The sequence below is a fragment of the Desulfonatronospira sp. MSAO_Bac3 genome (assembly GCF_003838035.1).
In the GTDB taxonomy this organism is placed as follows: Bacteria; Desulfobacterota; Desulfovibrionia; order Desulfovibrionales; family Desulfonatronovibrionaceae; genus Desulfonatronospira; species Desulfonatronospira thiodismutans.
Genome location: NZ_QYZY01000006.1, coordinates 1 through 9,208 on the forward strand (window position 1 = coordinate 1; position 9,208 = coordinate 9,208).

Consider the following 9,208-nt stretch of genomic DNA (forward strand, 5'->3'; position numbering starts at 1 on the left):
AGATCTTCAGAGACCTGAACGCTTTGAACCGTCATCTGGTTCTTGGTCAGGGTGCCGGTCTTGTCCGAGCAGATGGTGGTCACCGCCCCCAGGGTCTCCAGAGCCGGGAGCTTCCGGATGATGGCGTTTCTGCGGGCCATTCTCTGCACCCCTATGGCCAGGGTGATGGTCATTATGGCCGGAAGTCCGGCGGGTATGGCGGATACGGCCAAGCCCACCGCGGCCATGAACATTTCCGAGGGCATAAGCTGGCGTACCAGGATGCCGAAGGCGAAAGTGGCCAGGGCCGTCACCAGGATGGCAGCAGTGAGGAAGTGGCCGAACCTGGTTATCTTTTTTAAAAGGGGCGTGGTCAGGGTCTGCACCTGGGCCAGCATGGCGCTTATGCGGCCTATCTGGGTATGGGCCCCGGTGGCGGCCACTACTCCCGCTCCCTGGCCGTAGGCCACCATGGTTCCGGAAAAGGCCATGCAGGAGCGATCCCCCAGACCTGCTTCCGGGTCTGCCTCATATATATCCTTGCCCACTGGTACCGATTCACCGGTGAGGGCGGCCTCCTCGATCTGCAGGTCCCTGGCCTGGAAAAGGCGCAGGTCAGCCGGGACCTTGTCCCCGCTTGAAAGGACTACCACGTCTCCCGGGACCAGTTCTTCCGCGGGCACGGTCTTTTTCTGACCGTCGCGCAGGACTGTGGCCACGGGGGCCAGCATGCCCTGCAGGCTTTCCATGGACTTTTCCGCCTTGCCTTCCTGGATGAATCCGATGAGGGCGTTGACCAGGCAAACAGCGAAAATCACAGCCGAGTCCACCCACTGCTGCAGAAGGGCGGTGACAATGGTGGCTGCCAGCAGGACGTATATAAGTACGTTGTGAAACTGCAGCAGAAAACGCTTGAAAGGCCCGTCTTTTCTGGCCCGGGGCAGCTTGTTGGGGCCAAAGCTGTCCAGTCTTTGCCTGGCCTGGCTTGAATCCAGGCCGTTTTCAGAGGTCTGCAGGTGCTGGAAGACTTCCTGCACCTGCATGGAGTGCCAGGAAGTTTCGGGTTCTATATCAGGGTCGGTTTTCATTACTTCCTCCGAATAAATTTCTTCACGGGTTTTTTGCAGGCTGCCGGCTGAGCAGTCCCTGGTGCATAATTCAACACGTTTACTTGTGACTTATTCAAGGCTTGTCAAGGCCATGCAGGGCACAAACCTTTTTTATAACGGGACTGCCAAAAAGACTGCCTGCAGGATGTCCGGCTGCTGCCCTCCAGGCCGGGATAGTGAATATCATGACTAACACTACAGCGAAACTTATAAAACTTTTCAACCTGTCTAAATTGGGGACAGGCACCCCGCACTTATTTTTATTAAATGATCTTGGTTTTATTGGAAAAAATAAGTGCGGAGAGCCAGTCCCCGGAGATAAACCATAAATTTCGCTGTAGTGCTAAGAATACACACAGAAAAAAGTTTTGAACACAGTGTCTATATCCAGAATTTTTATTTAGAAAAATGGAGAAATTTGCAGAAAAAAATAGCTTTGGTTAAAGATAAAGTAAGTTGCTGCCAGGGAAAAGGCTTTTCAACCCTCATATATCGCTGGTCTTTCATGGGCATATAAATTCCCCTGCAAACAAGCCACAGCAATGGTCTTTGTTGAAAAAAATCAAATAATATTAATATGTTATGCTTAAAAGTGACAAGCGTACAATCCTGGTCAAAAAGGCTTGTTTTGCAGTTTGTGTCTGATGGTGATTCTGGGTTAGAAGCTTAACCCATGACGGACGCATGGGAAAGAATACAAATAATTCTCGAAAAATCCTTGAAATCTGGTATTTTCCAGCTCTGGATAAAGCCTTTGCAGGGCAGTTTCGACCCTGATGCCAAGATCCTTAGGCTTCAGGCCCCCAACGAATTCGTGGCTTCGTGGGTGCGTGAGCGTCTGCAGAGCATGATCCTGGAAGCTGGTCAGGATGTACTGGGAGTTACGCCGGAGCTGGAAATATCAGCATCCAGGGCTGACGAGGCAGCGTCCCCCCTGGGTTCTCCCGAGAAGGCGGGAGCCAGTGAGACCCGGATGCATCTGCCCATCCAGAGCAATATCCAGGTGGTTTCCAGGTTCAGGTACAGCTTTCAGGATTTTGTTGTAGGTCCAAGCAACGAACTGGCCTTTGTGGCTTCCAGGAGTTTCTGCCGGGAACAGGTGTCCTCGGACCAGCTTTTCCTGTGTTCTTCCACGGGCCTGGGCAAGACCCACCTGGTGCAGTCCATGGGCAACAACCTGGCCGGCAGCAGCAACAAGGAAACACTGCGTGTGGCCTACCTTACCGCAGAGGAATTCGCCTGCCAGCTGATCCAGGCCATCAAGTCCAAGCAGGTGGAGCGGTTCAAGGCCAGGTACCGGGATCAGATAGATATCCTCATGCTGGAAGACATTCATTTTTTCCAGGGCAAGGAAAAAATCCAGGCTGAATTTCTGTCCACCATCAATTCCCTCCAGGGACAGGGCAAGAAAGTGGTTTTAAGCAGTTCCTTTCTGCCCAAGGAGTTAAACGACCTGGATTCCAACCTGGTCTCCAGGCTTTGCCGGGGATTCATGGCGGTCATTGACAAGCCTGACCTGGGCACCAGGCAGGAGATACTGCGCCAGAAGGCATCCAGCCTGCAGATCAGCCTGCCCCAGGAGGTGTCCCACCTCCTGGCGGAGCGCATCCAGACCGATATCCGCCAGCTTGAGAGCTGCCTGAGCAACCTGGTGTTCAAGGCCAGGATGCTCAAGGAGCGCATCACCCTGGAGATGGCCCTGGAAGTGCTCAAGAACTATGATCTAAAGGAACAGAACCTGGACCTGGAAGAAATCATCCGGTCCGTCTGCCGGGTATTCGATCTGCCCCGGGAGAAGATCTGCTCCAAGAGCCGCAAGAAACAGCATGTCCTGGCCAGGAACCTGGCCTTTTACCTTGCGCGCAAATATACAGGGCATTCCCTGAAGGACATCGGCCGGCGCTTCAACCGCAGGCACTCCACGGTTCTAAAAGGGGTGGCCAATGTGGAAAAAGAGGTCAACACCGACACTCCCCTTGGTCGGCAGTTAAAAGATGCAGCCAGCCGGGTTATGCCCAACTGAACCATATGCTTTCCGGATCTTGAATCTATATAGCTGCAAGCTCCATATCCCCTACAACCATCATATCCTCCCCCATCTGGGCCAGCACTCCGCTGATATGCGTGCCCAGAAACTTATCAGCCGTTTTTCTCAGTCCGGACAGGCTTTTTCTGTCCCTGATGAGATTGCAGAGGGCCGTGGCTGCCGCATCAGCCACGGCTCCGTTTTTGGCTTTGACCGTGACCAGGTCTCCATGTCCCAGGCTAAGAGAATGCCCCACAGTGGCCGAAGAGGAACAGACCGCGCAGGGAAATCCCGTTTCAGGGATGACCAGCCCCAGGGACATGCTCCGGTCCGGGTGGGGCAGCAGGCCTATGGTCCGGGTACGCTTAGAATAAAGGTAGATGTCGCCGCCGTTTTCGATTATTATTTCCGGTGACCGGACTGCAAGAAAGTCGGCAATGTCCTGGGCGATGGCCCCGGCCACGGCGGCCATGGGCCCTACCTGGAAAAGCCCGCCGGCCCGGGCCATTTCCTGCACTATATCCGGGGCCTGGTTATCCACCGGGAGCGGGGACAGGGAAGTCAGAAAGTCCGGGTTGAACTGTGAATAGGCAAGTATGCGCCCCCGCACCAGCTGGAGCCGGTCCAGGGCCGGGGCGCTCAGGTCCTGGGCACTGGTGATATACAGGTCGCTTTGCTCCAGGACCACCTGGAAGGAGTTTTCTCCCGGGCCTGGAGAACAGAAGCCGCGGTAAGCGCGGTGGGTGTTTATGTGCATGATTTTTGCTCAACCGCCTCAACAGATGGCCTTTTTAACCTGACCATGTGATTTTGATGCTGGTATCGGTGATTATTCCCACGTACAACAGGGCCGGATATATCGGCAGCGCGGTACGTTCTGTACTGACCCAGAGCTTTAGGGACCTGGAGCTCATCGTGGTTGATGACGGCTCCACCGACGCTACCCGTGAAATTTTGTCCGGGTTTGATGATAAGAGATTAAAAGCGGTTTATCAAGAAAACAGCGGAGTGGCCGCGGCCCGCAACCTGGGCCTGGATCTGGCCGGGGGGAGGTATGTGGCTTTTCTGGATTCCGATGATTTCTGGCTGGAGAGAAAGCTGGAGCTGCAGCTTGCTTTCATGCACAAGTCAGGCTTTTGCATTTCCCAGACCCAGGAGGCCTGGATACGCAAGGGCAAAAGGGTGAATCCCGGCCACAGGCATCAAAAATTCGCCGGCTGGATTTTTGCCCGAAGCCTCAAAATGTGCTTAGTGAGCCCTTCCTGCGTCATGATGCACTCAGACCTTGTGCGGCAGGGCTTTTTATTCAACGAGTCCCTGCCGGCATGCGAGGACTACGACCTGTGGTTGAGGATTTCCCTCTCATATCCAGTGGGTCTTTTGTCCAGGGTGCTCACCGTGAAGCAGGGCGGACGTGGGGATCAGCTTTCAAGAAGCATTATCGGGCTTGACCTGTGGCGTATCCAGGCCCTCCTGGATATACTGAATGGAGAAAAGCTGCAGCCGGAAAAAAAGGCCCTTGTACTGCAGGCGCTGCAGGAGAAGTCCAGGGTGTATATTGCCGGATGCCAGAAAAGAGGCAGGCTGGAGGAGGCGGCCAGGATCAAGGAAAAGCTGGATTCGTGCCTGAACCAGGTAAACCTTCGGGAAAGGTAGCATATGTACAATCTGTCCCAGCTTACAGGGAAGCTCACAGAGCCTGAAAAAACTGAGATGGTGGCCCAGGGCTATGCGGCCTGGATGACCTGGTCCCAGGAACTGCCTGATTCCATCCCGGAGACTCTGCAGAGTTTCGGCGGATGGGAAGTGGCCAGGGAGGGCCAGCAAAGTCTGTGGATGTTTCCTTCCCAGGACGTTCTGCATGCCTGTGCCCAGATGTACAGGTGGTACCTCAATGCCGGGGTTCAGGTGCATATCAGGGTCTTTACGGCCAAACTAAATTTCGGGCCGGACATGAGCTACAGCCTGGGCCTTGAGGAACGTATCCGCAGCCTCTCGGTGGAGTATCCCCGGGACCTGGAGATCTGGGTCCATGCCAAGGTAAAGGAAAATATCGTACCCAGGCCGGGAATAAAGCTGGAACAGGCTGCTTCATCCTTTTTGCCCGAGGAAAAGCAGTGGTACTATTTCCGGGCCACTGAGCAGGCCGTGTTCACCCCGTCTTTTTCCTGGCTCTTCATAGTGCGGCCTGCAGCCCTGGAGTCAGAGGCTGAACAGGACGAGGCCTGGAACAGGCAAAAGACTGTTCTTCAGGAGATGTGCGCCAGGATGGGTTTTGAGACCTTTGCCGGGCACAGGGATCATTTTGTGGTCCGGGTGGATGGAATCAGGCAGCTGAAAAACTGGAGTCTTGAACTGCTGGCCATATTTTCCGGCCGGGACAAGCACCTGTCGTGTTACCTGCTGGGCCTGGACAACCCTGGAATCAACCCTGCAGAGGGGATTCCGGACAGGCTCATGCCGGACTTGAAACAGATGGAACCGGACTGCCTGTACCTGCCCCTTAAGAATATCCTGCAGATGGGGCGGGCCCTGGAGATACTTCCCGATGCCAGGAGTTCACAGGATAAAAAGATATCCGACCTGTTCCGGGCCGGTCTCGGGCCGGCCTATAAGGAGGAACTCCAGGCCAGACTTCCTGTGTGCCTGCCTGCAGGTCTGACCCGGGGGGGATTTGCCACCTGTTTTTATTGCGGCCTAAAAAATCATGCCCCCGGGGACTGTCCCACCAGGCAGATCTTCAATCTTGATTATGCACTGGAGCAGCTGGCCCGGGTGGATGTACACGAAATTAACCAGGCCCTGGAAAGCCTTGGCAGTGAGGTTTCTTCATCTGTTTCCTGGGATGAGCTTTTGCGGGGCTCAAGTCCCTCCAGACTGGTGATGAGGGCCATTATGGGCATCAACTATCCTGCCCAGCACAGGACGTTTCGTCTCATGAGAAGGAGCAGGGGCAGGGAGTGGCCGGACGGGCTGAAGCAGCTGACAGACCCCCAGGAGGACTCCCGGTGGGGGGTCATGGAAAACCTGCGCATGAAGCAGACCGGTTTTGTCCGCAACAGCCTCAACAGGCTCTGCCTCAAGCACCCCAAGGATTTTCGCCCCAGGACCATGCTGGGTTTTCTGGCCCTGGAAGAAAACGACTTCAAGGCCGCCCGCGGTTACTGGGAAGAGGCTGCCCGACTGGGATACACCCCCATGCAGCAGGCCTATCACCATTACTTGCTGGCCAGGCTGGCGGAAACCGGTCAGGATTTTTCCCGGGCATTCAGCCTCTATCAGCAGGCCCAGAAGAATTCCCCAGGTATGCTTGAGGCCAGGTACAGGCAGGGTGTGTGCCTGGTGAAAAACGGCGACGTGGATCAGGCCATGAGCATTTTCCTGGAGCTTTGCAGGGACACTCCCGAGATATTCAATCAGGTCCTGATAGATCCTGAGCTGGCCCAGGGACACCAGCATCTTATGATAAGCCTCTACAGTTCCTGGAGGGAACGTAGAAAAAAGGCCCGCAGCGCTGAAGAGACCCTGCAGAACCTGAACCGGAAAGCTAGGGCATGGTTTCCGGAGGGCCACCCCCTGCATGATGGTTTTCAAACCCGTATCCAGGGACTCGAAGGCCTGACTTCCAAGGAGAACTATGCAGCCTTTGTCCGGATGGAGCAGGGCGTAAAAGAGCTGCAGAGGGACCTGGAAAAGGCCGTGGGCAAAGAAGTGCATGAGGTAAAAAAACGCTTTGCCAGGCTTGAAAGTGATCTTAAGGACATAACTTCCCGCCTGGAAGCCATTCCTTTAAAAAGCATTGCAGCCGGAAAGGTTTACAGGCTGCTTAATGAAAGCCGAAGCCTGCTGGAAAACGTACGGGGGTTGAACACAAGCACCCCTCATGGTTACAGGCAGGCCCGCGATGAACTGGACCAAGCCGGAAAATGCGCCCAGCTTATGCAAAAAAGGCTCAGGAGCCTGAGGCTTTTCCGGGACGGTGTGCTTTTTCTTTATTTTATGACCAGGAGTTTTTTCTGGATACTGCTGGGTGTTTTGCTGGCAAGCACCCTTATTGTGGGTCTGGGCACTTATGTGGGCCTGCGCCGGGAAATGGAATGGGCTTTTTCGATCCTGGAACAGCGCCGGTCCCTTCTGCAACTGGGGATTATGCTGGTGGCCATGCTGTCCCTGGCCCTGGCGGCAATCAGAACGACCATGGTTTTCGAGCGCCTCAAGTCCAGGTACCTGGAGGGCGGAAAATAAAAAAGCGGCCCCCCTTGGAGAGCCGCTTGAAGATAAAGCGCAATTTTTTAGACGCACCCGGTGGGCTTGGGCAGACCGGCCATTTTACATGCTCCCTTGCCTGGGCCGGAGGGAAACAGCTCATAAATGTGCTTGAGCTTGAAGCCGGTGACCTTGGAAAGAATACGAACCATGGGCGCAATACCGTTCTTTTTGTAGTAGTCCTGCAAAAAGTCGATTACCTTCTGGTGCTCATCAGTGAGTTCCTTGATGCCTTCGCTTTCCTTTACATAGTCCACCCATTCAGGTGACCAGTCCTCGAATTTCTGCAGGAAGCCGTCTTCATCTACTTCAAATGTTTTGCCCTTGAATTCAACAGTTGCCATCTTTGATACCTCCTTGATTGTTATTCAGATATGTGTACGTCCTTTATGTCCGGAGTACATCCCGTCCTGTTGAGAATATACAAAGCCTTTTACGGCCAGAATTGCTCAGTGCAATACCTTTTATAATATGCTGGAGATGAGTTTTTTGTCAATGCCTTTTCTCCGGCAAAATTGCAGCCCGGGTCAATTCTCCATTTCTTCCAGGAATCTGCGGGCCTTTTCAAGTCCGGGGTCGATTGTCAGAACCTTCTGCAGCATTTCTGCGGCGGCATTTCTGCGCCCCAGTTCTTTATAGCATACCGCCAAGTTGAACATGTCCATGACTGAACCACTGTCAAGCTGCAGGGCTTTTTGAAAATCGTCTATGGCATGCTCATAATCCTTTTGTTTAAAATAAGCAACCCCGCGCAGGTTGAAATATTCTTTAACCAGGGGGTCCAGTTCTATGGCCCTGTTCAGGTGTTCTATGGTCTCGGGCCATCTGTGCAGCCCGGACAGGGCATAGGCTGAGTAAAAGGCACTGAGACCGCGGGACTCGCTGTCCGGCTGCAATGACTCGGCCCTGGCAAAATATTTTGCGGCCTGCTGGTGTTCTTCCTGCCTCAAAAGGTTCATGCCCTGGTAAAATGGCAAAAAAGAAGCATCCGGGTATATTTTTTTGAGCTGTTCAAGTTTGCCGGCGGCGGCAATAGGATCTTCCTCTTCGGCCAGGATGCGGCCTGCAAACATCCCGATGCTGGCTCTGGGTGTTCTTTCGCGGAATAAAAAGCCGGGAACGAAGCTGTAGTTGGCGGGAATTTCCAGGTCCGGGTGCATTGTGGAAACGGAATACAGGCTGTAGCCCATGAGTTTGAGCCCCCTGGACAGCTCCATGAGTTCCCGGCCCATGTCCGGTCTGGAGATGTCCGGGAGGCTGGAGATGTCTGTGACCGGCCCCCGGGTAAGCCAGCCGGTTTCTTTCAGGGTGGTAAACTTGGGCAGGCCTGAAGCCTCGTAGTTGCTCCCGGTATGAAAGTCTCCGGCCAGCTGGGCCACTTCGGTAAGTGCCCGGATGGCGGCCATTTCCGGGGAGGTGGCAGTACCTGCGGTAAATACTATTTCGCTTAGGCCCGGAAAGGTCCCGGGGTCGTATGCCAGGGCCCCCACCGTGGGAACCGGGTATCCCAGGCTCATGTCCTTGAGCCACACCTCTATGCTATGCCTGGAAAATCTGTCTAAAAGATCCCGCAGTACGGGGCTTGTAATGCTTTGCTGATTGATGGTGGGGATCTGAGGGTGCTCTTTGTCCACAATGGCGCTTACGTGTCTTTCAACAAGTTCGCATGCTCCCTGGAGGATGGATTCCTCAAAGGTGTTGCCTGCGCTGCTGCCGTTGAATTCACTTAGTTTTTTGAACCAGTCCAGGGGCACATACTCCTGTCTTGCTTCATAAACATTCAGGGCCGGGGTGAAGCGCCACTGTATAAGGTCCAGGACTTCTTCGG

At 54.3% G+C, this 9,208-nt stretch carries 7 protein-coding genes; 3 read left to right on the forward strand and 4 right to left on the reverse strand.

The window, feature by feature from the left end; genetic code table 11:
* Positions 1-1,067 (reverse strand): cation-translocating P-type ATPase (locus tag D5S03_RS00080; RefSeq protein ID WP_287042328.1); only part of this gene is annotated, 1,067 nt, incomplete at its 3' end.
* 694 nt (positions 1,068-1,761) lie between these two features.
* On the opposite strand from D5S03_RS00080, the gene dnaA reads away from it, so the two are divergent.
* Positions 1,762-3,111: a chromosomal replication initiator protein DnaA gene (dnaA, locus tag D5S03_RS00085; RefSeq protein WP_287042329.1), complete on the forward strand. Its 1,350-nt coding sequence runs from the start codon at positions 1,762-1,764 to the stop codon at positions 3,109-3,111.
* A 25-nt stretch (positions 3,112-3,136) separates the two neighbouring features.
* Here the strand turns inward: dnaA and D5S03_RS00090 are convergent, their stop codons facing one another.
* A complete protein-coding gene (locus D5S03_RS00090; RefSeq protein WP_287042330.1) occupies positions 3,137-3,871 on the reverse strand; it encodes a UPF0280 family protein in 735 nt (244 codons plus the stop codon).
* Between the two features lie 56 nt (positions 3,872-3,927).
* Between D5S03_RS00090 and D5S03_RS00095 the strand changes: the two genes are divergently transcribed.
* Together D5S03_RS00095 and D5S03_RS00100 are read left to right on the forward strand one after the other, a co-directional pair.
* On the forward strand, positions 3,928-4,770 hold the full coding sequence (locus D5S03_RS00095) for a glycosyltransferase family 2 protein (RefSeq protein ID WP_287042331.1): 843 nt from the start codon (positions 3,928-3,930) through the stop codon (positions 4,768-4,770).
* Positions 4,771-4,773: 3 nt separating this feature from the next.
* Positions 4,774-7,359, forward strand: a complete 2,586-nt coding sequence (locus D5S03_RS00100) for a tetratricopeptide repeat protein (RefSeq protein WP_287042332.1) — start codon at positions 4,774-4,776, stop codon at positions 7,357-7,359.
* Between the two features lie 47 nt (positions 7,360-7,406).
* Here the strand turns inward: D5S03_RS00100 and D5S03_RS00105 are convergent, their stop codons facing one another.
* Both D5S03_RS00105 and D5S03_RS00110 read right to left on the reverse strand, forming a co-directional pair.
* The gene (locus D5S03_RS00105) at positions 7,407-7,724 is read right to left on the reverse strand and encodes a TusE/DsrC/DsvC family sulfur relay protein (protein WP_008869793.1); all 318 of its coding nucleotides are present in this window, start codon (positions 7,722-7,724) and stop codon (positions 7,407-7,409) included.
* Between the two features lie 183 nt (positions 7,725-7,907).
* On the reverse strand, positions 7,908-9,208 hold a 1,301-nt coding region (locus D5S03_RS00110), incomplete at its 5' end, for a YcaO-like family protein (protein WP_287042333.1).